Annotated in this window: 25 protein-coding genes and 1 tRNA gene; 15 read left to right on the top strand and 11 right to left on the bottom strand. The window is 38.0% G+C overall.

What is annotated here, in order from left to right:
* Nucleotides 1–119: 119 nt before the first annotated feature.
* The 3 genes from K8089_RS14960 to K8089_RS14950 all read right to left on the bottom strand — a co-directional run bounded on the left by K8089_RS14960 (nt 120) and on the right by K8089_RS14950 (nt 2,548).
* On the bottom strand, nt 120–977 hold the full coding sequence (locus K8089_RS14960; protein WP_237604105.1) for an OmpA/MotB family protein: 858 nt from the start codon (nt 975–977) through the stop codon (nt 120–122).
* Between the two features lie 97 nt (nt 978–1,074).
* Nucleotides 1,075–2,067 (bottom strand): glycosyltransferase family 2 protein, encoded by a 993-nt coding sequence (locus K8089_RS14955; RefSeq protein WP_237604104.1) that lies wholly within the window; start codon nt 2,065–2,067, stop codon nt 1,075–1,077.
* Between the two features lie 37 nt (nt 2,068–2,104).
* Complete coding sequence (locus K8089_RS14950) at nt 2,105–2,548, bottom strand: type I restriction enzyme HsdR N-terminal domain-containing protein (protein ID WP_237604103.1); 444 nt, start codon at nt 2,546–2,548, stop codon at nt 2,105–2,107.
* Between the two features lie 123 nt (nt 2,549–2,671).
* On the opposite strand from K8089_RS14950, the gene holA reads away from it, so the two are divergent.
* Nucleotides 2,672–3,673 (top strand): DNA polymerase III subunit delta, encoded by a 1,002-nt coding sequence (gene holA / locus K8089_RS14945; protein WP_237604106.1) that lies wholly within the window; start codon nt 2,672–2,674, stop codon nt 3,671–3,673.
* A 45-nt stretch (nt 3,674–3,718) separates the two neighbouring features.
* Here the strand turns inward: holA and K8089_RS14940 are convergent, their stop codons facing one another.
* On the bottom strand, nt 3,719–4,096 hold the full coding sequence (locus K8089_RS14940) for a DoxX family protein (protein WP_237604102.1): 378 nt from the start codon (nt 4,094–4,096) through the stop codon (nt 3,719–3,721).
* 133 nt (nt 4,097–4,229) lie between these two features.
* Here K8089_RS14940 and menA point away from each other — a divergent pair, with 133 nt between their 5' ends.
* The 5 genes from menA (at nt 4,230) to K8089_RS14915 (ending at nt 9,097) form a co-directional block, all read left to right on the top strand.
* Nucleotides 4,230–5,192, top strand: coding sequence for a 1,4-dihydroxy-2-naphthoate octaprenyltransferase (gene menA, locus K8089_RS14935; RefSeq protein ID WP_237604101.1), 963 nt, complete (start codon nt 4,230–4,232; stop codon nt 5,190–5,192).
* Nucleotides 5,193–5,206: 14 nt separating this feature from the next.
* Nucleotides 5,207–5,887: a metal-dependent hydrolase gene (locus tag K8089_RS14930; protein WP_237604100.1), complete on the top strand. Its 681-nt coding sequence runs from the start codon at nt 5,207–5,209 to the stop codon at nt 5,885–5,887.
* 100 nt (nt 5,888–5,987) lie between these two features.
* Nucleotides 5,988–7,022, top strand: coding sequence for an o-succinylbenzoate synthase (locus K8089_RS14925; RefSeq protein ID WP_237604099.1), 1,035 nt, complete (start codon nt 5,988–5,990; stop codon nt 7,020–7,022).
* Between the two features lie 45 nt (nt 7,023–7,067).
* Nucleotides 7,068–8,039 (top strand): CPBP family intramembrane glutamic endopeptidase, encoded by a 972-nt coding sequence (locus K8089_RS14920; RefSeq protein ID WP_237604098.1) that lies wholly within the window; start codon nt 7,068–7,070, stop codon nt 8,037–8,039.
* Entirely contained in the window at nt 8,039–9,097 is a 1,059-nt protein-coding gene (locus tag K8089_RS14915) for an AMP-binding protein (RefSeq protein WP_237604097.1), read from the top strand. Before K8089_RS14920 ends, K8089_RS14915 begins: the two co-directional genes overlap by 1 nt.
* A gap of 8 nt (nt 9,098–9,105) precedes the next feature.
* Here K8089_RS14915 and K8089_RS14910 read toward each other — a convergent pair whose 3' ends face one another.
* The 3 genes from K8089_RS14910 to K8089_RS14900 are packed head-to-tail and all read right to left on the bottom strand — an operon-like array spanning nt 9,106 to nt 12,066.
* The gene (locus K8089_RS14910; protein WP_237604096.1) at nt 9,106–9,603 is read right to left on the bottom strand and encodes a hypothetical protein; all 498 of its coding nucleotides are present in this window, start codon (nt 9,601–9,603) and stop codon (nt 9,106–9,108) included.
* Nucleotides 9,604–9,617: 14 nt separating this feature from the next.
* On the bottom strand, nt 9,618–10,373 hold the full coding sequence (locus K8089_RS14905) for a glycosyltransferase (protein ID WP_237604095.1): 756 nt from the start codon (nt 10,371–10,373) through the stop codon (nt 9,618–9,620).
* Between the two features lie 49 nt (nt 10,374–10,422).
* On the bottom strand, nt 10,423–12,066 hold the full coding sequence (locus K8089_RS14900) for an acyl-CoA carboxylase subunit beta (protein ID WP_237604094.1): 1,644 nt from the start codon (nt 12,064–12,066) through the stop codon (nt 10,423–10,425).
* 329 nt (nt 12,067–12,395) lie between these two features.
* Between K8089_RS14900 and K8089_RS14895 the strand changes: the two genes are divergently transcribed.
* The 5 genes from K8089_RS14895 (at nt 12,396) to K8089_RS14875 (ending at nt 15,804) form a co-directional block, all read left to right on the top strand.
* Entirely contained in the window at nt 12,396–12,578 is a 183-nt protein-coding gene (locus K8089_RS14895) for a CAL67264 family membrane protein (protein ID WP_237604093.1), read from the top strand.
* A 126-nt stretch (nt 12,579–12,704) separates the two neighbouring features.
* On the top strand, nt 12,705–13,181 hold the full coding sequence (locus tag K8089_RS14890) for a DinB family protein (RefSeq protein ID WP_237604092.1): 477 nt from the start codon (nt 12,705–12,707) through the stop codon (nt 13,179–13,181).
* A gap of 51 nt (nt 13,182–13,232) precedes the next feature.
* Entirely contained in the window at nt 13,233–13,628 is a 396-nt protein-coding gene (locus K8089_RS14885) for a four helix bundle protein (RefSeq protein ID WP_237604091.1), read from the top strand.
* Between the two features lie 37 nt (nt 13,629–13,665).
* Complete coding sequence (gene ettA / locus K8089_RS14880) at nt 13,666–15,357, top strand: energy-dependent translational throttle protein EttA (protein WP_237604090.1); 1,692 nt, start codon at nt 13,666–13,668, stop codon at nt 15,355–15,357.
* Between the two features lie 3 nt (nt 15,358–15,360).
* A complete protein-coding gene (locus K8089_RS14875; protein ID WP_237604089.1) occupies nt 15,361–15,804 on the top strand; it encodes a hypothetical protein in 444 nt (147 codons plus the stop codon).
* A 61-nt stretch (nt 15,805–15,865) separates the two neighbouring features.
* Here the strand turns inward: K8089_RS14875 and K8089_RS14870 are convergent, their stop codons facing one another.
* The 3 genes from K8089_RS14870 to hutI form a co-directional block, all read right to left on the bottom strand.
* Complete coding sequence (locus K8089_RS14870; RefSeq protein ID WP_237604088.1) at nt 15,866–18,421, bottom strand: T9SS type A sorting domain-containing protein; 2,556 nt, start codon at nt 18,419–18,421, stop codon at nt 15,866–15,868.
* Nucleotides 18,422–18,553: 132 nt separating this feature from the next.
* Nucleotides 18,554–19,558, bottom strand: a complete 1,005-nt coding sequence (locus tag K8089_RS14865) for a formimidoylglutamase (protein ID WP_237604087.1) — start codon at nt 19,556–19,558, stop codon at nt 18,554–18,556.
* Nucleotides 19,555–20,793: an imidazolonepropionase gene (gene hutI / locus K8089_RS14860; RefSeq protein WP_237604086.1), complete on the bottom strand. Its 1,239-nt coding sequence runs from the start codon at nt 20,791–20,793 to the stop codon at nt 19,555–19,557. The genes K8089_RS14865 and hutI overlap by 4 nt, the downstream gene beginning before the upstream one ends.
* A gap of 175 nt (nt 20,794–20,968) precedes the next feature.
* On the opposite strand from hutI, the gene K8089_RS14855 reads away from it, so the two are divergent.
* Nucleotides 20,969–21,277, top strand: coding sequence for a hypothetical protein (locus K8089_RS14855; protein ID WP_237604085.1), 309 nt, complete (start codon nt 20,969–20,971; stop codon nt 21,275–21,277).
* On the opposite strand, the gene K8089_RS14850 is transcribed toward K8089_RS14855, so the two are convergent.
* Nucleotides 21,274–21,555: a type II toxin-antitoxin system RelE/ParE family toxin gene (locus tag K8089_RS14850; RefSeq protein ID WP_237604084.1), complete on the bottom strand. Its 282-nt coding sequence runs from the start codon at nt 21,553–21,555 to the stop codon at nt 21,274–21,276. The genes K8089_RS14855 and K8089_RS14850 overlap by 4 nt on opposite strands.
* Before the next feature lie 107 nt (nt 21,556–21,662).
* On the opposite strand from K8089_RS14850, the gene K8089_RS14845 reads away from it, so the two are divergent.
* From K8089_RS14845 to K8089_RS14835, 3 genes are all read left to right on the top strand, one after another.
* Complete coding sequence (locus K8089_RS14845; protein ID WP_237604083.1) at nt 21,663–22,829, top strand: trans-sulfuration enzyme family protein; 1,167 nt, start codon at nt 21,663–21,665, stop codon at nt 22,827–22,829.
* 37 nt (nt 22,830–22,866) lie between these two features.
* A complete protein-coding gene (bshB1, locus tag K8089_RS14840; protein ID WP_237604082.1) occupies nt 22,867–23,583 on the top strand; it encodes a bacillithiol biosynthesis deacetylase BshB1 in 717 nt (238 codons plus the stop codon).
* 90 nt (nt 23,584–23,673) lie between these two features.
* Nucleotides 23,674–23,749: transfer RNA gene (locus K8089_RS14835), tRNA-His, on the top strand.
* Nucleotides 23,750–23,826 lie beyond the last annotated feature (77 nt).

The raw sequence follows: 23,826 nt of genomic DNA, 5'->3' as shown, positions 1-23,826 counted from the left end.
TGGTCTTCCATACAGGGCTTGCTTTCATGGCATGAAGATACGAAATTTATGCTGATTGACCATGAAAAAAGGCTGCCCTTTTTAGACAGCCTCTTGGGTTTTTAAACTTTTAGCAACTTTTATCCGCCGGCTTCAAGGTTTTTCATTTCCTTTTCTATCATATCGTAGAATTGATCAATTTTTGGAAGAACCAAGATACGCGTACGTCTGTTTTTTGCTCTGTTTTCAGCAGTTGTATTTGGCACTAGCGGATCGTATTCGCCACGTCCTGCAGCAACCAATCGCTCTGGTGCAATACCAAGATCTTGTAAAGCTCTAACAATAGCAGTTGCACGTTTTACACTTAAGTCCCAGTTGTCTAAAAGCACTCCGCTACGGTAAGGTACGTTATCAGTATGTCCTTCAACCATCGCTTCAAAATTAGGCTTGCCGTTGATTACCTTAGCAACTTTTCCTAAAATTTCATTCGCTCTAGAAGAAATTTGGTAACTACCTGTTTTAAATAAAACCTTGTCTGAAAGTGAAATATAAACCACACCTTTTTCAACATTAATCTCAATATCTGGGTCGTTTATACCAACTTCTCTTTTAAGGCTTGTTACCAACGCAAGAGTTACACTATCTTTTTTATTAAGAGCATCTTGCAAACGCGAAATTTTCAAGTCTTTCTCTTTAAGGCTTTCCAACGATTTTTCTAGATTGGTGGCTCCTTTTGACGTTAACATTGTAAGATCTTTTGAACTCTGAATTAGATCTTCATTCGTTTTTCTCATATCGGCCAAACGCTCTTCTAATTGTTTTGCGCGGGTTGTAGCAGCCGCTCTTTCAGTAAGACAGTCGTTAAGTTTAACCGTTGCCGTGTTTAGCAAATCTTGTGTTTTTTGATGTTCTGCTTCAAGTTCAGCATATTTCTTACTCGAAACGCAAGAAGTAAATGCGAGACTTGAACATACAGCTAAAATCAATAGTTTTTTCATAATTCGTTAAGTGTTATTTTAGATTGTTGTTTCAATATTATCGAACCAAAATTATTAAATTACATACTAGTCTAATAACGATTAACAATACTTTAGGTTATAATTTGTTAAAAATTTTCTTTTTCCGTATAAAATACTGAAAACCAATAGATTCCGTTGTGAAATATTCGGTATGTGAAGCATATATTTTCCTCTTTTGAAGAAATTTTGGAACCAATAAATATAAACTGAAGTGTGCTTTTACAACCGCGAAGAAGTGTTTTGGCTTCCCTTGAATCAAAAACTGAAATGCGGCAAGTGCATCCAAAACCATTCGCACAAAAATTGTGATAAAAACTTTAACTCCCCCTACGTTTTTAAGTAGATTTAAAAGTGAATTTCTAAAATTATAAAATGTCTTCTGCGGATTTAAAGCAGCCAATGTTGCGCCGCCCACGTGATACACTTTTGAAGTACCCACATACAGTATTTTGCCACCTTTGGTTTGCAAGCGCCAACAGAGATCAATTTCTTCTTGGTGCGCGAAATAATCTTCGTCAAGTCCGCCAGCTTGCCAAAAAGCATCTGCCTTTACAAAAAGACAAGCCCCAGAGGCCCAAAATATTTTAGAAACATCGTTGTACTGTCCAGAGTCTTTTTCTAAAGTATTAAAAATCCGTCCTCGGCAAAAAGGATAGGCGTATTTATCTAAAAATCCGCCCGCCGCGCCGGCATATTCAAAATATTCTTTGTTTTTATAATCGAGAATTTTTGGCTGAGCTGCAACAACCGACTTATCGTTTTCAAATTCTGAAATTACGGGATGCAGCCAATTTTCGGTTACTTCCACATCGCTGTTTAGTAAAACGAAAATGTCTTCGGAAAGGATTTTTAGCGCATCGTTATAACCTTTGGCATAACCGCCATTTACTTTGTTCTGAATTATTTTTACCGTGGGAAATGTTTCAGAAACAAATGAAATTGAATCGTCGGTAGAGGCGTTATCTGCAACATAAACAGTAGCTTCGGTAGAAAATTTCACTATTGAAGGCAGAAACTTTTCAAGTAACTCCTTTCCATTCCAATTAAGTATAACTACCGCTACTTTCATTTTGCAAAGATAGATTTTTGAAGTGTTTTATTAGCATTCATTTGTAATTGGGAATGTCTTTCAGAAAAACATAGCGTTCGTTTTCAAAATCCATTTGGCAAAAGTAATGATCCAAACCGTTGGTAACCATTAAATATTCAGCCTTTAAAGCAAGATTGTATCGCGCAATTTGATCAAACGTTTGCTGCGTGATAGCAATTGATGGCGCTTTGCATTCCACAATTAAAAAAATGCTGCCGTCGTTATTGAAAACTACTACATCGTACCTTTTTGTAGTGTTGTTGAGTTTCAGCTGTTTTTCAACATTTATGAGGCTTTTGGGATAGTTTTTTTCATTTAATAGAAATTGAACAACGTGCAACCTAACCCATTCCTCGGGGGTGAGCACCATGAATTTTTTTCGAATTTCATCAAAAACCAACGCTTTATTTTCGCTACTTTTGAAGCGAAAGGAATATTCTGGAAAGTTCAGTTTTTGCATAAAACAAAGAAACAAATTTAGAATGTATTTCTTCTTAAAAATTCAAGTTCAATGTCCCCTCGAGCGCAGTCGAGAGGTTTAATTTTAATTCTCGACTGCGCTCGAACAGACACCATATTACCAATGCCACTCGACAAAGTAAAATCCATTATCACCGAAATTAAAAACGGAAAAACAAAGCCCATTTATTTTTTGATGGGCGAGGAGCCGTATTATATTGACGGTATTTCTAAGTATATTGAAGAAAATGTTTTGTCTGAAGAAGAAAAGGGATTCAACCAAATGGTGCTTTATGGCCGCGATGTTTCAATTGACGATATTGTGAGCAACGCCAAACGCTACCCAATGATGGCAGAAAAACAAGTGGTAATTGTAAAGGAAGCGCAGGATCTTTCGCGCACCATTGAAAACTTATCTAGTTATGCCGAAAACCCTCAGCCTACTACTATTTTGGTGCTTTGTTATAAATATAAAACTCTTGATAAAAGGAAAAAGTTAGCTAAATCGGTAGCTAAAACAGGCGTTCTTTTTGAAAGTAAAAAGCTGTACGACAATAAGGTGCCAGACTGGATTAAGCGCGTTTTGGCTGGAAAAGGTTATACCATTACTCCCAAAGCTGCACAAATGCTGGTGGAATTCCTAGGAAACGATTTAAGTAAAGTAAACAATGAGCTTGAAAAATTGCAACTCATTTTAAAACCCGGAGAGCAGATTACCCCCCAACTTATTGAAGAAAACATAGGTATAAGTAAGGATTTCAATAACTTTGAACTTCAAAATGCTATTGGCGAAAAGGATGTTAAAAAAGCTTTTGCCATTATTCAATATTTTTCTCAAAATCCAAAGAACAATCCGTTGGTAGTTACAGTGTCGTTGCTGTACGGGTTTTTTACAAAACTGCTGAAATACCACGCGCTTTCTAATAAAGGTGACGCAGCAAAAGTTTTAGGAGTGCATCCATATTTTATAAAAGATTACCAAACTGCGGCGCGTAATTATCCCATGAAAAAGGTAAGCGCAATTATTGGCGCAATCCGCGAGATAGATATGAAAGGCAAAGGTGTGGGCGCAACCAATCTTCCGCAGGGCGATTTACTGAAGGAATTATTGGTAAAAATATTTTAATTAAAACTTCACAGTTAGTTTAAGTTGTCACTGCTTAATGAAATTTTATTTCCTATCCACAGAATATTTCCCCGCACCTAAAAGCGCTATTACTGTAAAAGCAACAAAATAGAGAATCGCCTTTTCCTTCGTTCCCAATGGATCGGCGGCGTGTACAATTAAAGCTGCAGATGCCATAGTAATAATTACCGGAATGGCTGCCAATCTGGTTTTAAACCCTATGATTACTAAAATTGGAAAAAACACTTCACAGAGAACCGCTAAAATTAAAGTTGGCGTAGAACCAATGCCAATAGGATCTCCAAAAGAAAAGTCGCCCGAAAGCATTTTTAATAGTTTTGGTACTCCGTGGGTTAGCATCATGCAGCCGAAGCCTACGCGAAGTAAAAGTAATCCTATATTATGGGTAGTTGCGTTATTCATTTATTGATGTTTTAGAGAAACTGGATAAGCGAATATAACGATTCAATACATTTAATTTTATAGCGAACCATTATTTTTAAAAATTGGCATAGCCTTTTTTATAATGTATTTTTGCAAACCAAAATAACAGTGAATGAAAAAAATAAAAGCTTGGTTTGCTGCCGCGAGATTGCGAACGCTGCCACTTTCCGTTTCGGGAATTATTGTTGGCGCGAGCGCAGGGATTATTGAAAAAACCAATCTCTTACAAGCTCAGATGGATTTGGAGTATAGCGGACTAGTTTGCTTAGCAGGAACAACTATTTTAGAATCACCTATGTTCTGGCTTGCAATATTGGTTACCGTCGGTTTTCAAGTTTTATCAAATTTTGCCAATGATTACGGCGATGGTATTCGCGGAACCGACACTATAAGACACGGAGAACAACGAATGGTTGCTTCGGGCTTAATTACGCCTAAACAGATGAAAATTGGGATGATTATCACTGGGGTCGTCACCTTCTTTTTAGCGACGCTTCTAATTTTCATGGCCTTCGGAAATAAAAACTTTATTATTTCTTTTGTGTTTTTTAACCTCACCATTGTTTCCATTATTGCCGCGGTAAAATATACGGTTGGTAAAAGAGCCTACGGCTACTCTGGTTTGGGCGATGTTTTTGTATTTCTGTTTTTTGGATTGTTGAGTGTTTTGGGAAGCTACTATTTATTCACCCACAACATCAATTGGCATTTGCTGCTGCCGGCTATTGCGGTTGGAAGTTTTAGTACAGCAGTTCTAAACTTGAACAATATGCGCGACATTGAAAACGATGCGGCGGCTGGAAAAAATACTTTGGTTGTAAAAATGGGAAGCGAAAAAGCAAAGCGGTATCACGCCTTTTTGTTATTCTTCGGAATGTTTTGCGCAATTATTTACACTGTGTTAAATTACATCGGGCCACTGCAATTTGTATATATTGCAGCGTTTATTCCTTTTCTTTTCAACATAAAAACGGTTTTTAAAAATAAAGCACCCATGCTGCTCGATGCCGAATTAAAAAAGGTTGCGTTAAGCACTTTTTTGTTTGCAATCTTGTTTAGTATATTTATATATTAAAAAAAACTAGAAAAATGAAAATTACATACTACGGACAAAACTGTCTCGGTCTTGAAATAAAAGGAAAGCACATTATAGTAGACCCCTTTATTACCGGAAATGATTTGGCAAAGGATAAAATTGATGTAAATGCACTAAAGGCAGACTACATATTTTTAACCCACGCCCATCAAGATCACATCTTAGATGCTGCCGCAATTGCAAGGAGAACAGGAGCTATAATTGTGAGCAATTTTGAAATTACAAACCACTACGAGGCCAAAGGCATTGAAGTACATCCAATGAACCACGGCGGAAGCTGGAAGTTTGAATTTGGAAAAGTAAAATATGTAATTGCACATCATACTAGTAGTTTTCCCGATGGTAGTTATGGTGGACAGCCCGGGGGTTTTGTAATTGAAGGGGAACACAAAAACATCTACATTGCTGGCGATACTGCGCTAACGATGGATATGAAATTAATCCCGATGCATACTAAATTGGATCTTGCAATTCTTCCTATTGGCGACAATTTCACGATGGGAATTGACGACGCCATCATTGCCAGCGACTTTGTACAATGCGATAAAGTTTTAGGCGTGCATTACGACACTTTTGGTTTTATAGAAATAGACCACGATGAAGCAAAACGCAAGTTTTACGATGCCAATAAAGATTTGATGCTTCTTGAAATAGGAGAGAGTATCGAATTATAAAAAAATAGCACGCAAAGTCGCCAAGTAAGCGTGCGATTAATCGCAGACATACAATTATCAATTATACGCCTTTACGCCTTTGCGCCTTTGTGAGAAAAAAATGAAAGCTTCATTCCAAAAACACATCCTAAATTTTAAACGTCCCAGCGGCACCTCGCGTGGGGTGATGAAAACCAAAAAGACGTATTTTTTGGTTTTGAAAAACGACACAGGTTTTGGCGTGGGTGAATGCGGATTATTAAAAGGTTTAAGCCTAGACGATCGCCCAGATTACGAAGAAAAACTACAATGGGTTTGTGATAATATTTCTTTAAAAGAAGAAAAACTTTACCAAGCCTTAGAAAGCTTTCCTTCAATACAATTCGGAGTAGAAACCGCTTTTAAATCTTTGAATGCCGAAAATCCTTTTGAATTATTTCCTTCGGAATTTTCGCGTGGAGAAACTGCAATCGCAATAAACGGTTTGGTTTGGATGGGCGATAAAAGTTTTATGAAAGAACAAATTTCAGAAAAACTGAAACAAGGTTTCACTTGTATTAAAATGAAAATTGGTGCCATTGATTTTAAAACTGAAGTGGAACTTTTAAAATCCATTCGAAAAGAATTTTCTGCTTCCGAAGTAGAATTACGCGTAGATGCCAACGGCGCTTTTTCACCAAAAGAAGCTTTGGAAAAACTTAAAGTGCTTTCAGATTTACAGTTGCATTCCATTGAACAACCCATTAAACCACTACATTGGCAAGAAATGGCGCGACTCTGCGAAGAAACGCCGCTTGCCATTGCATTGGACGAAGAACTCATCGGCGTGTTTACCGAAGTAGAAAAAAACAAATTGCTCGATACTGTAAAACCACAGTTTATAATTTTAAAACCATCGTTAATTGGCGGTTTCCGCGGAAGCGATACTTGGATAAAACACGCTGAAAAACACAAAGCAGGCTGGTGGATTACTTCGGCTTTGGAAAGTAATATTGGTTTAAACGCAATTTCGCAATACACCTTTACAAAAAATAGTAAATTGCCGCAAGGTTTGGGCACGGGCAGCCTTTACACTAATAATATTGATAGTCCGTTGGAAGTTTCAAACGGAGCTTTGCACTATAATCCGTCTATTACTTGGAAATTTCATGTTTAATACCTCACTCTGTAACTCAATAACGCATTAACTCAGAAACTCAAAATGTATATACAACAAGCTTTTAAATCGCTTCACGAATGGTGGCGTTATCTAGTAGGATTCATCATTATTTTTGTTGCCAGCCAGATAGGAACTATTCCCCTAATAATTGCGGTGCTTTTAAAAACGTTATCAGAAGGCGGAAATATTTTTGCTTTAGAAGACCAGAACGTTCTAATGACTGTTTTAGACTCAAACCTAACGTTGTTTTTAATGCTGCTCAGCTTTGCAATTGGTTTGCTGGGAGTTTATTTGGTGGTGAAATACCTTCACAAGCAGCCATTTGTGCAGCTTACAACTTCCCGGAAAAAGACCGATTGGGGCCGTGTTTTCTTCGGTTTTTCACTTATAGCTGTTACAACCTTGGTGCTTACAGGTATTGATTATTACAGCAATCCAGAGGATTATGTGGTTCAATTTGATTTGGTGCCATTCTTAATATTAGCTGTAATTGCGGTGATAATGATTCCGTTGCAAACAAGCTTTGAGGAATATCTTTTCCGTGGTTATTTAATGCAGGGAATTGGTGTTTTATCAAAAAACAAATGGCTCCCGTTAATTATTACTTCCGTGATTTTTGGAGTGCTTCATTTGGCGAATCCTGAAGTTGAAAAACTAGGCAACGTTATAATGATTTATTACATAGGCACCGGTTTTTTCCTCGGAATAATAACTTTAATGGACGAGGGAATGGAGCTAGCACTCGGATTTCACGCAGGAAACAATTTGATTGCGGTGCTTTTGGTTACCGCAGATTGGACTGTTTTTAAAAGCAATTCTGTTTTAAAAGATATTTCAGAACCTTCAGCAGGGTTTGATGTTCTCGCGCCGGTTCTTATTTTATATCCAATTTTTCTTCTAATTATGGCGTATCGTTATAAATGGAAGGATTGGAGCGGAAAACTCTTCGGAAAAGTGGAAGAACCCATTGTTTTAACTGAAGAAAACACTCAGAATTCAACTTATATTGATTAGTGAAAACCTTGTTACATCCCAAATTCAAATTTAACGGCGAAGCATTTTCTTCTGCGGAAGCACTGGCAAAACGTGCAAAACGTTTATTTGAAGCGGGAAAAAATGACGAAAGCGCTATCGGTAAATTTATTTTGGAATGGCTTGACGAACGCGATTTCATAATTGTAAAAACCTCGGGTTCTACTGGTATTCCCAAAGAAATTAAACTTCAAAAAAAACACGTCTTTAACAGTGCCGAAGCAACTGTAAATTATTTTGATATAAAAGAAGAAACCAAAGCGCTGCTCTGCCTTCCTGCGGATTATATTGCGGGTAAAATGATGTTGGTTCGGGCAATGATTGCTGGCTGGGATTTGCACACGGCTACACCCGGAAAAAACCCATTGGAAAATCAAAATGGCGATTTCGATTTTACAGCCATGGTTCCGTATCAAGTTTTTCATTCGTTGGCAGATTTGCACAAAGTGAAGAAACTTATCATCGGCGGCGGCGCAGTTCCGTGGAAATTGGAAGAGCAACTACAGGCCCTTCCAACGAAAATTTTTGCAACTTACGGAATGACCGAAACTATTAGTCATATTGCGGCGCGACCTATAAATGGAACAGAAAAATCTACTCTATTTACCGCGCTTCCGAAGGTTGATTTTTCACAAAATGAAAATGGTTGTTTGCAAATTAACGCTTCGGAAATTTCAGAAGAATTGGTTGTAACCAATGACGTGGTGGAATTAATTTCTTCAACTTCATTTAAATTTTTGGGAAGGATTGATAATGTAATAAATACAGGCGGCGTAAAAGTTCACCCAGAAATGATTGAAGAAAAACTTTCACTTCACATAAACACACCCTTTTTTATCGCTTCAGAAACAGACGAGGCGTTGGGAGAGCGGGTAATTCTTGTTGTTGAAGGAAATAATACTTTAAAGCTTGAAGATTATTTAGATGCTTTCGCAAAACTTTCAGCTTACGAAAAACCTAAAAAAATTTACAATACGCCGCAATTTATTTATACAGAAACAGGGAAAATAAAACGGGCTGAGGTTTTAAAAATGCTTTAATTTTAACCTTAATTCATTGGTTTGTCTTCCTGCTGAAATTCACTTTTTAAGCGACCGCTCAACATCAAATCTCTTTCAATTTTGTCTCGGGTGGGTCGTTGCATTATAAGCCAGCCGATTAGAAATATTGAAATGCCTAAAAAGTACTGATTTCCTTCGTTCATAAATGCTACAATTCCAAAAAGTGCGGCACCTTCCAAAAGTGCATATTTTATTATGGATGCTGTTTGAATGCCAATCAGTTTTCCCATTAAAGTATCTTTTGAAGCCAATCCTTTTATGGTATTCCTGTAAAGAAAATTCGCTACTACTATTCCTGCAATGGCAATTAAAGGAACCACAAAGAACATTGCATCTCCCGAATAATCTATTGAAAATTTTTGGTTTTCAGTCAATGTATAAGCGACTATTCCGAAGAGCGAAACGCCTATTACTAGCGCTACATGGATTATGGAAAACGTTTTTAAAAATGCTTTTGGCGTAATCGATGACGGGTTGTTTTGCATAATTTTATTGAGGTTTATACAACTTGAATGGGCTCTGAGGAGTGTTTGCGATACTTATTCCAAATTATAAATAATTCAATTGGCGCGTATAAAAAATTCCCAATTTTTAATTTTGAACCAGGAATATCGGTCCAAGTAGATAATGGATGTTCGTAAATCATATTCACGTTGTTGGGGAAGTACGCTTTCCATCTAAAAAGCAGCTCCACATCAAACAGCCATTTGCTGACAAATTCCTCTTTAAAAAGCTCAAAAACTACAGATTTATGAATTAATTTAATGCCACACTGCGTGTCATAAACAGGCTCGTTTAGCAAAGAACTTACAAAGGTTGCGAAAATTCTGCCTAAATAATGTCTTCTTTTTTTCCGCTTAATGTTGGCTCCCAAACGCGCAAGTCTGGCGCCCATTAAAAATTTGATATTTTTGTTTTTTTGTAGGATGTTTAAAAACGCAGTTATTTCTTCCAATGGAACGGAAAGATCTGCATCTAAATAGCCAATAAACTCGTAATTTTCTGGATTGTCTTTGACTGTGAGTATACCACTTCTAATAGCTTCAGCTTTGCCAATATTTTTTTCATGTGAAAGGAAAGAAGCATGCTGCATTGTATTGCACAAATTTTCAATCACATTTGCTGTATTATCCGTGCTTCCGTCATTTACAAATAGAAAATGTACATTTAAGTTGTCTTTATCGAATTGTAAAAATGCTTCCGTTTTTAACCTGAATTCTTCATTATAACAAGGTATAACGAATAAAATCTTCATTGTTGTCAGATTGCTATTATCCAATATATTGCTATTTATTAATCTGGATTTAAACCTGAATAACCCCCAAATTAAAAGGCTTTTCAATAGGCGCGTGGTTTGCAGCTTCAATCCCCATAGAAATCCATTTACGGGTATCTAAAGGGTCAATTACCGCGTCGGTCCAAATTCTCGATGCTGCGTAATACGGCGAAATTTGCTTGTCGTAGCGCGCCTTAATTTTATCGTATAATTCTTTTTCAACTTCGGGGGTGATTGTTTCGCCTTTCTTTTTAAGAGAAGCCGTTTCAATCTGAAGTAAAACTTTAGCCGCACTGTTCCCACTCATAACTGCAAGTTCGGCACTTGGCCAAGCTACGATTAATCGGGGGTCATACGCTTTTCCGCACATTGCGTAGTTTCCGGCGCCATAACTATTGCCAATTACAATTGTAAATTTTGGCATCACACTATTGCTAACTGCATTCACCATTTTGGCACCATCTTTTATAATGCCGCCGTGTTCGCTTTTGCTACCAACCATAAAACCAGTAACATCCTGTAAAAATACCAAAGGAATTTTCTTTTGATTGCAATTTGCTATAAAACGCGTGGCCTTATCGGCACTGTCGCTATAAATTACACCGCCAAACTGCATTTCGCTCGGTTTGGTTTTTGCTTTGGTAGTTTTCACCAATTTACGTTGGTTGGCCACAATTCCCACAGCCCAACCGTCAATACGCGCGTAACCTGTTAATATTGTTTGTCCGTAGCCTTCTTTGTATTCCACAAATTCGCTATCGTCCACCAATCGCTTTATTATATCGCGCATATCGTATTGTTCTGCGCGCGATTTAGGAAGAATTCCGTAGATATCTTCCTGTTTTTCTTTTGGCTTTACAGCTTTTTCGCGATTAAATCCTGCTTTCTCATAATCGCCAATTTTGGAAAAAATGTTCTTTATTTTATCGAGTGCGTCTTCATCGTCTTTAGCTTTGTAATCTGTTACTCCGCTAACTTCGCAATGGGTTGTTGCGCCGCCTAGGGTTTCGTTATCAATTGTTTCGCCAATTGCAGCTTTTACCAAATAACTTCCCGCCAGAAAAATACTTCCGGTTTTGTCAACTATTAAAGCCTCATCGCTCATAATAGGAAGATACGCGCCACCAGCAACGCAACTGCCCATAACTGCTGCAATTTGGGTGATCCCCATACTGCTCATAACGGCGTTGTTTCTAAAAATTCTTCCGAAGTGTTCCTTATCGGGAAAAATTTCATCTTGCATGGGAAGATAAACCCCAGCGCTATCAACTAAATAAATAATTGGCAGTCGATTTTCAATAGAAATTTCCTGAGCCCGAAGATTCTTTTTTGCTGTAATAGGAAACCAAGCACCTGCTTTTACCGTGGCGTCATTTGCCACGACGATGCATTGCTTCCCCTTCACATAACCAATTTTTACAACCACGCCACCACCGGGTGCACCGCCGTGTTCCTCGTACATGCCGTCGCCTGCAAAAGCGCCAATTTCTATACTTGGTTTTTTAGGATCGAGCAGATATGCAATACGTTCGCGTGCAGTTAGTTTGCCTTGTGCGTGTTGTTTATCTATTCGTTTTTGGCCACCGCCAAGTTTAACTTTTGCTAGTCTATTTTTTAATTCTGAAACTAAAAGTTTATTGTGATCTTCGTTTTTGTTGAAGTTTATATCCATTGGAAAAATATATTTTGGCTAAAATACAAAATGCCACGAACTCACTTTGAGAAAGACAGCAAAATAATATAAACTTTATTGTTGTTACACTAAAGGGAAACAAGGCTGTAGAAATCTTTGCTGAAAGGATTAATAGTCAAGATTATATTGTTCACTTTTATTTGCTTGAAGTCGAATCTGTCCTAGTTCTTGTAGCGAAGCGGTCTTGTATCTTGGTTCTCTTTTTAAACTATGACATTTTGTTAACGAAATTCTACGATATATTGCCGATATTTGTTTTTGCTCGTAAATTTGCGAGCTAAAAAAAATCAACCAAACAGAAATAAACTATGGGAATGAATAAAAATACAGTATTGGCTTGGGCCACATTTATAATGATTGTTGTAGGGTGTGTATTAATTGCGCTCGGTGCCTTTCGTTATGACGATGTTGCAGGATGGGGCTTTGCTTCTGTAGGCATTGGTTTCTTTGCCATTGCTTGGGTTTTTAACGCTTTAAAAGGTAGGGTTTAGTTTTTGATAGATTGTCCGTTTTTAGTAAAGTAGGCATCAATTTGCGGCTTTATAAAAATTAAACGGCTTAAAGATGTAGCACTAAACTTCCATTATACAAATTCCGAGTTTCCAATATACAAGATTATGTCTGAAGAAATAAAAATACGCGAAAGGCTTGCAAAACATCTCGAAGGAGGCGAAGCTTTTATGCCGGTGGTAGATATGTTGGAGAAAATTTCTTTCGAAGACATAAATACCCGTCCAGCCAACCTGCCATATTCGTTTTATGAATTGTTTTATCATATTGTTTTCACGCAAAAAGATATAGTGAAATTTACCTGTTCAGACGATTATACCGAACCAAAGTGGCCCGATTTTTATTGGCCAAAAGAAAAAACTTGCAGAAGCACCGAAGAGTGGAAAACCCTAAAAGCCGAATACATCACGGATCGTGAACGATTGAAAAATTTTGTGTTGAACGAAGAAAATAAATTAACACAACCAGTAAAAAATGGCAAAGGCGAACAAACACTTTTACGTGAAGTAATTTTAGTGACGGAACATACAGCATATCACTCGGGACAGATGCTGGTGGTTTTAAGATTATTGAATCTTCATTAGTGAGTTTGTCGTTTACGGTTTGGTATTTATAGTTTGAAAAAACCACTAATTATGGCAAGAATAGAAAGGTTTGAAGATTTAGAAGTTTGGAAAAATGCAAGAATAATCTGTGCATTTGTTGAAGGGCTATTTCAAACAACTGGAATTGGAAATAATTATAGACTTAGAAATCAGATGGAAGGTAGTTCCGGTTCGATAATGGATAATATAGCTGAAGGATTTGATAGAGATGGGAATAAAGAGTTTATTAATTTTCTAAGTTTTTCGAAAGGATCAACTTCTGAGCTTAAATCGCAAACTTATAGAGCTTTCGATAAAAAATTAATATCGGAGGAACAATTTAATAAATTGATTGATTTATGTGAATTAGAAAAGAATAAAATCGGTGCTTTTATGTATTATTTGAAGAATTCAGATATAAAAGGACAAAAATTTAAGCGAGACTAACCTCAACAACAAACTAAAAACGACAAACAACAAACAAATGGCTGACGATAAAAAAGTAATTTTCTCAATGTCTGGGTTGACCAAAACCTATCAAAGTGCCCAGACACCAGTATTAAAAAATATATATTTAAGCTTCTTCTACGGTGCCAAAATTGGTATCCTCGGTCTAAACGGAAGTGGTAAATCTACGTTACTTCGAATAATTGCAGGCGAAGAAAAAAACTACCAAGGCGATGTGGTTTTTGCCCCCGGATATACTGTAGGTTATCTAGAACAGGAACCTAAATTGGACGAAACCAAAACTGTTTTAGAAGTAGTAAAAGAAGGCGTGCAAGAGGTTGTTGATGTTCTTGACGAATACAACAAAATAAACGATATGTTCGGTTTGCCAGAAGTTTATGAAAATCCGGCAAAGATGGACGAACTGATGGATAAGCAGGCAAAACTTCAAGATAAAATTGACGCTACCAACGCTTGGGAATTGGACACCAAGCTAGAAATTGCGATGGATGCGTTACGCACGCCAGATTCCGATAAACTTATTAGTGTGCTTTCTGGTGGTGAGCGAAGACGTGTTGCGCTTTGCCGATTGCTTTTAAAAGAACCCGATGTGCTTTTGCTCGATGAGCCAACAAACCATTTAGATGCCGAAAGCGTTCACTGGTTAGAGCATCATTTGGCTGCATACAAAGGAACCGTAATTGCTGTAACGCACGATAGATATTTTCTCGACAATGTTGCCGGCTGGATTTTAGAATTAGACAGAGGAGAAGGTATTCCGTGGAAAGGAAATTATTCGTCTTGGTTAGATCAAAAATCGAAGCGTTTGGCTCAGGAGCAAAAGCAAGCTGGAAAACGTCAAAAAACGTTGGAACGCGAGTTGGAGTGGGTGCGTCAAGGCGCGAAGGGGCGTCAAACAAAACAAAAGGCGCGTTTGCAGAATTACGATAAACTGCTAAATCAAGACCAAAAGAAATTGGACGAAAAGTTGGAAATATACATTCCTAATGGTCCGCGTTTGGGTACAAATGTTATTGAAGCCAAAGGTGTTTCAAAAGCATTTGGAGATAAATTGCTTTATGAAGATTTAAACTTCAAACTTCCACAAGCGGGAATCGTGGGAATTATTGGTCCGAACGGCGCAGGTAAAACCACTATTTTTAAAATGATTATGGGCGAAGAAGCGCCGGACAAAGGCACGTTTGAAGTAGGTGAAACTGCGAAAATTGCCTACGTAGATCAAGCGCATTCAAATATAGATCCAGATAAAACTATTTGGGAAAACTTCAGCGATAGCCAAGAATTAATTATGATGGGCGGCAGACAAGTAAATTCTCGCGCGTATTTGAGTCGTTTTAATTTCAGCGGTAGCGAGCAAAACAAAAAGGTTTCGATGCTTTCAGGTGGGGAGCGAAACAGACTTCACCTTGCGATGACTTTAAAAGAAGAAGGCAACGTGCTTTTGCTGGATGAGCCTACAAACGATTTGGACGTAAACACGCTGCGAGCCTTGGAAGAAGGTTTGGAAAACTTTGCAGGTTGTGCCGTGGTTATTAGCCACGACCGTTGGTTTTTAGATAGAATTTGTACGCACATCCTCTCTTTTGAAGGAAATAGTGAAGTGTATTATTTTGAAGGCGGTTTCAGTGAATACGAAGAAAACAAAAAGAAACGTTTGGGAGGGGATTTGATGCCGAAACGAATTAAATACAAAAAATTAATACGATAATTTATGTGGAAAAATATAATATTGATCGCTTTGGTAATTGGCGTTTCTTCGTGCGGAAGTAAGAAAACTACGATGAAATCTTCAAACGAATCTAAAGAAGTTGTTATTGGAAAAAGTGAAGTTCTTTCGTATAAAAGTTTGGGAAATGGGGTTGCTTCAATTTCAATTCAGCTTTATGAAAATGACACTTTCAGATTTAATTTCAAAAGCATTCCACAACCGGGAACTGATGAAAAACCTGTAAAAATTTCTGAAAAAGGAACCTACACTTCAGATGGTAGCTGGAAAACATTAAACTTTAAAAATCCCAAGTTTTCACTGGCAGCCATATTTGATCCGCAGTACGCAAGCGCTTCAGATTTTAAGGTAATTGATGAAGAACATGTAAAAATAAATACTTCGAAAAAAGCAATCACTATTTGGGGAGTTGTCTGTGAGAAGCAGTAAAACAACTTTAAGCATAAAAAAACCGATTCACTTTTGAATCGGTTTTTTTATGACTGAAAATCTACTTTTTAATAATGAGTTTTTTCGTAACAGATTGCTTCCCACTATTCACTTTCACGAGATAAATTCCAGCTGCAATTCCATCCGTTTTAATGGTGATGTTTTTATTCGCGCTAAAATTTCCTTTAAACAATTCTTTTATCCTTTTCCCCGTAACATCAAAAAGCTGAACATTTCCTTCGGAAGTAAGATTTTGTGAAATTGTAAATTCCGAAGTAGCGGGATTTGGAAATATTTTGATTGCATTTTTGCTTAAACTATTTTCTTCAATTCCTAAAATATCACTTACGTCGTAGCTGTGCATCGCTCTTCCAAAAGTTCCGGCAAATAATGTTTTTGTGGGTTCGTGAAATTTTAAGTCCATAACCACTGTCATAGGTAGGTTATTTCCTAAAATTGTCCAACTTCCACCATCGTCTTTGGAATACCAAACGTTTAGATCTGTTGCCACGAAAAGAATATTTTGCGCTGGATATACTATAATATCATTCACAGGAATATTTGGCAGGTTTGATGAAATATCTGTCCAATTTTGTCCGCCGTCCGTGGTTTTAAAAACGTGCGGGGTATAATCCAAATATTTAAACCCAGAAACTGCAACGTAAGCCGTTAAGTCGTTATCGGGAACCATCGCAATGGATGTTATGTATTGATCGGGCAAACCAGCGCTAACGTTTGCCCACGTTGTTCCGCCATCGAAAGTTACGTTAAGGTTTCCGTCGTCGCTTCCCGTATAAATTACATCGAGATTGTTATACGATGACGCAATTGCAGTAAGTGTTCCAAAGGCCAAAGAACCGCTCGGGTGAATCCCATCGGTTAAATCTGGGCTAATTGCCGACCACGAAACAGCCTTGTTTGAGGTGTACAATCTATTGGTGCCGTAATACAAAATTTCGTGATCGAACGGTGAAATAATTACAGGCGTATTCCAGTTATTTCTATCGCCGCCGCTAATTCCGTTGGTAGCATTGCTAAAACTATTTCCGCCATTGGTGCTGCGACCCAAATTGCCGTATTGCGATTCTACATAAATAAAATTATTATCTACATAATCAACATTTACGTGGAATCCGTCGCCTCCCCAAATGGCGTTCCAATCGTTGGCGCCGCCAGTAATGGTTCTAATTGTGTTATTATCTTGCGTGCCGCCATAAAGTCTTTCGGGTTGGGTTTTGTCAACCTCAATATTGTAAAATTGCGTAATGGGCAGGTTTAAAAACTTTGTCCAACTGCTTCCGCCATTATTCGAAATATAAGCACCGCCATCGTTTCCGGAGAGCATAAAATTACTGTTCGTTTTCGAAAAATCCAGCGCGTGATGATCTACATGCATGCCCGGTAATGTTTGCCACGAAGCGCCACTGTTGGTAGATTTTGCAATATCAAAACCTATAATATAAACTTCAGCTGAATTGGTTGGGTGTACGCGAAGATTTCCAAAGTACCATCCAAAATTCGCGTCAATATTACTCAACGCATTTGACGGAGTTACCAGCGTCCAGTTATCGCCATTATCGGTAGATTTATACAGACCGTTGAAAACATTTGTAATTTCATTTGTTGTGAAACGCGCGTAAACCGTGGAAGGATCAGATTCTGAAACGGCAATCCCAATTCGTCCTGTTTGTGTACTTGGCGCGGGCAATCCATTTGCGGCGCCTAATTCTGTCCAAGTGTTTCCACCATCCATAGAACGGTGAATTGTAGAAGTTACCCCGCCATAATCGCGTTCCCAAGGTTTGCGGGTGCGCTCCCACATTGCGGCATAAATAATATTGGTGTTTGCCACATTCATTGCAACGTCAATGGCTGCGGTTGAATCTGTAACAAAAAGTACGCGCTCCCAATTGCTGCCGCCATTTGTAGTTCTATAAATTCCGCGTTCGTCGTTTTTACCGTATAATTCGCCTGTGGCTGCTGCAAAAACACGATCGGGATTTGTTGGATCCACCACCAAACGGCCAATGTGATTGCTGTGCGGCAAACCAACATTGGTCCAAGTGTCGCCGGCATCCTCACTTTTGTAAACTCCATCGCCAAAATAAGCACCATCTGTTGCGCTACCATTTGCTTCCCCAGTTCCTGCGTAAATAATTTGTGCATTTGAAGGAGCAATAGCAATATTGCCTATGGATAGTCTGGACTCTTCATCAAAAATAGGTGTCCAGTTTGCACCGCGGTCGTAACTTCTAAAAATCCCTCCGGTTGCAGTTGCCACGTAAAGATGGTCGTCGTTATCGGGCGAAATCGCTACATCGGTTACGCGTCCACCGGTGTTTAACGGACCAACAAACGTCCATTCTCCAGCCGCTTCGGGCGATATGTTTGCAAGAATTTGTTTAGATTGAAGAACTGCTTCTCTGTAAGCATCTTTATTAATGTAATTGTTTGGGTAAGCACGTTGATTGTACATCCACTCTGCGGGATATTCCATCTTTCCGGTTTCTACTTTTTCGGCAGATTCTTTTTTTGAATTTGTATTGCAACTAGCAGTAAAAAGCGTCGAAAACAATAGAAATAGTGAAAGTAAATTTAAGGAGTAGATTTTTTTCATCAGTAAGGTTTTAGGTATTGAAAATGAATTGGATAATTCACAGATAGTAAATATCGTAATTATTTTTTGGGATTCAATTCAATAAAGAAATTTTAGACCTCGTTTTTTAGAAATACTACTGTATTTTATGATTTATTCTGCCAAACCATCACTCACCAAATACCCAATTGCTTTGCCAATTTGATTTGGAAAAAGCCCCGAAGCAGGCGCGCCTTCACAAATATGAAGATAACTAGCGTTGTTGTTTTTTGAAAAATAGGAAACAAATTTTCTCGCTTCGGAAAGTGTAAATCCGCTGGGGGTAATGGCGCTACTGCCCATCATTTCAATAGCGTCCATATCTAGTTCAATTCCGAAGTTTTTATGACAGCAAAAATTTTCGGCTTCTCGTAATGCTTCGGAAAACGACAATTTGTTTTTAATTGAAATATCTTCAAATAGATTGAATTTTATCCGGTGAGAGTTTTTTTCCATTGAATTGAAAACCGCTTCCGAAGTATAGTTTCTGTGAAGGCCAAAGATGAAGTATTTGTCTAAAAATTCACCTTCAAAAGCATACGAAAACCCGTTGCCACTGTGGCGATGTTCCAAAGATCTAAAATCTGTATGCGCATCAAAGTTGATACAATTAATTGCTTTGCCTAAACCTTTCGAAGTGCCTTTTATGTTTCCAAAACTGTTGTTGTGCCCGCCACCGATAATAACTGGAAATTTTCCCGCTTCAATAATTATTTTTACAACTTCGGAAACTTTGTGGTCAATTTGTGTCACGAGTTCGCCTAGTTCTTCGGCATAATGAGTTTCTTCTTTTGAAATATTTTCAGCTTGCTTCATCTGAGTTTTGCAGTCTATTTCACCCAATAGAATTATATTTTCAGCATTTGTAAAAGAGTTGTGCTGAATATTTAAAAGGCTTCCTAAGGTTGCTTCCCAGGCTTTTGAAGTACCTGGATTTCCGAAATTGGCACGTACGCCAATGTCTTCTGGAATTCCTAAAAGCACGTATTTTGCCGAATGAGTTTTTAAGTCTTCAAGCTTTTCAACAAAGGTTACTTTTTCGCCAAATTTGATTTCGCCGCCTCGTTTTTTTAAAAATGGAACAATGTCATTTTCGCAATAAATTTTCAAAAGACTCATTTTACTTCTTTGCCATTAATTATTACAGAATCAATTAAATTACTGCCAAAAGCATACGGCAAATATCCATACGAAGGCACGGGTTTAGTAATGATGAGGTTTGCTGCTTTTCCTTTTGTAATACTCCCGTGGGTTTTGCTCAAACCCATTGCGTAAGCGCCGTTTAAGGTCGCAGCGTTTATAGCTTCTTCGGGTGTTAAGCGCATTTTTATACAAGCCGTGGCAACTACAAAATTCATATTTCCACTGGGTGTGGAGCCCGGATTATAGTCTGTTGCAAGTGCCAAAGGCAGGCCGGCATCAATCATTTTTCGTCCGGGTGCGTACGGAATACTCAAAAAGTAAGAGCAGGAGGGAAGTGCTACCGGCATAGTATCGCAATTTTTTAAATCTTCAATATCTTGGTCGGTCATAACCTCCAAATGATCTACGCTCAGCGCATTGTGTTTTACTGCCGAAGCAATGCCGCCAATGCTGTTAAATTGATTTACGTGTACCTTCGGAATTAGGTTGTATTTTTTCCCTTCCGTTAATATCCGTTCCATATCTGCAACCGAAAAATAACCTTCTTCACAGAATATATCTACGTATTCGGCGAGTTTTTCTTCAGCTACTTTTGGGAGCATTTTGTTACAGAGCAAATCTAAATAACCGTCTTTATTACCTTTATATTCCGTGGGAATAGCGTGTGCACCTAAAAATGTAGTTTTGATTGTAATTGGGTATTCTTCAGCCAGTTTTTTAGCTACGCGAAGCATTTTCATTTCGGCCTCGGTTGTAAGTCCGTAGCCGCTTTTTATTTCTAAGGCACCCGTGCCAAGTCGCATAACTTCTTCAAGTCGTGCGGCAGATTGGTGGTACAAATCTTCTTCCGAAGTGTTTTGCAGTTTTTTTGCACTGTTGACAATACCGCCACCATTTTCGGCAATTTCCTGATAACTCTTGCCTTTAATTCGGTCTACAAATTCCTGTTCGCGATTGCCCGCGTAAACTATATGGCTATGGCTATCGCACCAAGCGGGAAGCACTGTTTTGCCCGAACAATCGATTGTTTTAAAACCTTCGTGTGGCCCCATTTTGTCCATTGTTCCGTAGTCTTCAATTATTCCGTGGTTAATAAATAACCAAGCGTTTTTGAGGGTTGGTAGCTCTTTCATTTGTGCGCCACTCAATTTAATAGGAGCATTTTCGCGCACTTGAAGTAATTCTTTTATGTGGGTGAGCAGTAGTTTCATGAAATAGATTTAAACAAAATTTTTGATAAAGATAATTAAAAGTTTGCAGTAGCAGTTTGTTGTTGGCAGGGATTTGGAGTATGTTTAAAATTCTTGAAAGTTGAATTTATTGAAATATAAATATATTGTATTTTGATACTTTTATCACTATTTTTGAAAAATAAAGTCTTAATAAATGATACAATTAGTTTCAGAGTATTCTAATTACTTAAAACAGCTTCCCGTGCTAATTAAAAATTCGCCCTACAAAGCGGCGTACATTATTGATAAACTTCAAATGCCGAAACCCACTTATTATCGTAAATTGAAGGATAACAGTTTTACGGTGGCGGAGGTAAAGAAACTTACGGAAATATTATTTTCGAAGGAAGCTTATTTGAAAGAAATTAAAGAAACTATTGCTCGTTCGCGTGAAGAAATTAAAAATGGTAAATCTACCGAACACAAAATATTGATGGATGACATAAGAAACGAGTTTCTTTAGTTCCAAAATGGTTTTTTATAATTGTTCCATACATCTAGCACGTGTAAATTTTTATTATTCACATCGTAAAAAAGATAAATCTGCTTTACGATTAGTATTTTGTAACAGCCTATTTTTTCATCATAAGCTCCTATGTTTGGATATATTTTTATTTTTTCAATCGTTTTCTCGACTTTAATTATAAATTGTTTCATTACGCTGTAGCCCCATTCTTCGAGTAAATACCGAAGATTTTGTCTGTAATTTTTCGTAGCGGTTTCAGACCAAATTGTCACCATTTTTTGGCTTTTAAATCACTAAAAATAAATAATTTCATTAAGAATATTATTGATGCTCTAATTTTAAACTAATTTATACCTTTAAGCACATCGAAAATTTATCTAAAATGAATTCAAAAATCCCCGGTCCGAACACCATCTGCACCCACATTGGTGAGGTAGAGGACCAACAGTTTAAAGGAGCTATTTCCCCTTTATTTATGTCGAGCAGCTACGCTTATGAAGATGTAGAAGTGAAGCGGTATCCGCGATATTTTAACACGCCAAATCAAGAGGCGCTGTGCAAAAAAATAGCGATGCTCGAAAAAAGTGAAGCTGCGCTTATCTTTGGAAGTGGAATGGCCGCTGTAAGCACCGCAATGCTAGCTTTTTTACACAAAGGCGACCACGTTGTTTTGCCGCAAACTTTGTACGGAGGCACGTATAATTTTGTAGTTGAAGAGTTTCATAAATTCGGGATAGAATATTCTTTTGCCGAAGGTTTTTCGGAAGCGGATTTTTCTGAAAAAATTCGAGATAACACAAAAGTGCTTTTTGTTGAAACGCCTTCAAATCCGTTGATGCGAATTACAGACTTAGAAATGATTTCAAAATTGGCGAAACAACACGACCTGGTTACCATGATAGACAATACGTTTGCTTCGCCGGTAAATCAGACACCAGCAGATTTTGGGATAGATATTATGATTCACAGTGCCACGAAATATATGGGCGGCCACAGCGATATTTGTGCAGGCACAGTTGCGGCAAGCGAAGAACACATTAAAAAAATCTGGAATCTCGCTAAAAATTTAGGTGGAAGTCTTAGTGATTATACCGTTTGGCTTTTGGAACGCAGTATGAAAACAATGGTGCTGCGTGTAAAAGCTCAAAATAAAAATGCCAAGAAAATGGCAAAATGGCTGGAAAATCACGCCTTGGTTGAAAATGTTTATTACCCAGGTTTGAAAAATCACGCCGATTACCCACTTGCAAAAAAGCAAATGAGTGGCTATACCGGAATGCTTTCTTTCGAAATTAATGAAGCATTGAATGTGGGCAAATTTCTAAAAGCTTTAAAATTGATTAAACCGTCTATGAGCTTGGCAGGAGTGGAATCTACTATCCTTTCGCCCGCAAAAACATCGCACGGCTTGTTGTCGCCGGAAGCGCGTAAAGAACAAGGGATAAGTGACGGGCTTCTGCGTTTTTCAGTTGGAATAGAGGAAACAGAAGATTTAATTGCTGATTTGGAAGGCGCATTTGAAGCAGTTTCAAATAAAAATTTAGTTTAATTTAAAAGATACCCTCGTCGCAACGAGGACATATGTTATGAAGATTGATATACTGGCTATTGGCGCGCACCCCGACGATGTAGAATTGGGCTGTGCGGCTACTTTGGCAAAAGAAATTAGTAAAGGAAAAACAGTTGGAATTTTAGACCTCACACGCGGAGAACTCGGCACGCGTGGAACTGCTGAAATTCGCGATAAAGAAGCTGAAGCTGCCGCGAAAATTTTAGGAGCGAAGTTTAGACATAATCTCGAATTTTCAGATGGATTTTTGGTGAACAATGCTGCATCACAACTCGAAATTATAAAAATAATTAGAAAGTATCAGCCCGATGTTGTGCTTTGCAATGCTATTGATGATAGACACATTGACCACGGAAAAGGAAGTAAACTTGCCAGCGATGCTTGCTTTTTAAGTGGATTGCAAAAAATTGAAACAATTTATGAAAGCAACCATCAAAAAGCTTGGCGGCCAAAACACGTATATCATTACATTCAATGGAAAAATATTGAACCCGATTTTGTGGTTGATGTTACCGGGTTTTTAGATAAAAAATTAGAGACGGTTTTTGCGTATAAAAGTCAATTTCATCAAAAAGATGCAAATGAGCCGGAGACGCCAATTACTTCAACCAATTTTAGAGATAGTATAACGTATCGCGCCCAAGACTTGGGAAGGCTTATAGGCACTGAATATGCCGAAGGTTTTACAACCGAACGTTACCCAGCGGTAGATTCAATTTTCGATTTAATTTAATATTCTTCAAAAGAGTATTGCGCAACCGTAAGATTTGATTTATATTTGCATCCGCTTAGCGCAGTTGTGTTTTATTAAAGCACAATAAATGGTGGTTGTAGCTCAGCTGGTTAGAGCATCGGTTTGTGGTACCGAGGGTCGCCGGTTCGAACCCGGTCTTCCACCCAAAAACAAAGCCTTTCCTTAATTGGAGAGGCTTTTTTTGTTTCTAAAAGCTAGGGGAACGGCCAACCGGGTGAGAAG

Source organism: Aequorivita vitellina, assembly GCF_022008365.1.
In the GTDB taxonomy this organism is placed as follows: Bacteria; Bacteroidota; Bacteroidia; order Flavobacteriales; family Flavobacteriaceae; genus Aequorivita; species Aequorivita vitellina.
This window is presented reverse-complemented; position numbering and strand designations above follow the sequence as displayed.